The sequence below is a fragment of the Sodalis-like endosymbiont of Proechinophthirus fluctus genome (assembly GCF_001602625.1).
Taxonomy (GTDB): Bacteria; Pseudomonadota; Gammaproteobacteria; order Enterobacterales; family Enterobacteriaceae.
In genome coordinates this window covers 3008-3817 of sequence record NZ_LECR01000026.1, presented here as the reverse complement: position 1 = coordinate 3817, position 810 = coordinate 3008, and the positions used below count along the sequence as shown (strand labels likewise).

The window sequence follows — 810 nt, the reverse complement described above, 5'->3', positions numbered from 1 at the left end:
CTGCCGCTAGAGCAGTTGCGCCAGCAGTCCCTAGAGACCTTGCCATAATACCGCCTGGCAGGTGTTTCCTTTTAGTAGTGCCGTAAATGTTGCGTGCGAATTTTTTCGCAATATCGTCGAAATTGCGATCCTGTATCATTAAAGACTCTAGTCTCCAGTCGGCCACGGTGGGACAAGATGTTTTGTCGCCGATGGACGCGAAGGATATATTTTGTCACAGGTTGACGTAGAGTGAATCATTCCAGCGCCGACTTGCGGCTAGTTAATTACATTTCACCAAATCGGAGCGATACACCATACTGTTTACCATGAAAAAATTCATCGGCGGTCTGTTGCTATTGTTACTGCTGATGGGCGCCAGGCTGCTGCTGTCCATATGGCGCTTAGCTTACAGCCGGTTGCCAACCGCCTGTTGGCCCCGGCTGGGGCCCATTATTCCACATGGCAGCCCCGCGGCGAAACCGTAAAGTAGATTGTAGTATTGGACGGAGGATATACATGGAATTCCCATTGGCAGCCAATAAAAAATTTTATTAAAAATAGGTTACATATATTTATGGAAGGAATCCGCCAATGGCGCTCCTACCTTGGCACGACGATGGTGTTTACCGGCGCTGCTGCGCCCAGCAATCCCATCATCAGCGCCGAGGTCGCTTCCTGCATGATGGCGTAGAGTTTGGAGGTGCCGGCATCTGTACTGTTATGGCCAGCAGGATACCCGTCAGGACGCGGCAAGCGCCGCTGATTCTAGTCACCTTAGCCAATCATCTGCCGCGGGTGATGAATTTCTTTTTCGCCACACGGCTTAAG

At 50.9% G+C, this 810-nt stretch carries 2 protein-coding genes and 1 pseudogene; 2 read left to right on the top strand and 1 reads right to left on the bottom strand.

From position 1 onward, the window contains the following. Positions 1-136 (bottom strand): annotated as a pseudogene (locus BG74_RS16315) (tRNA uridine 5-oxyacetic acid(34) methyltransferase CmoM); the annotation flags it as partial. Between the two features lie 172 nt (positions 137-308). Here BG74_RS16315 and BG74_RS12700 point away from each other — a divergent pair. Both BG74_RS12700 and BG74_RS16310 read left to right on the top strand, forming a co-directional pair. Then, complete coding sequence (locus BG74_RS12700) at positions 309-467, top strand: hypothetical protein (protein ID WP_187202558.1); 159 nt, start codon at positions 309-311, stop codon at positions 465-467. Between the two features lie 106 nt (positions 468-573). Continuing rightward, on the top strand, positions 574-810 hold a 237-nt coding region (locus BG74_RS16310), incomplete at its 3' end, for a hypothetical protein (RefSeq protein WP_244267218.1).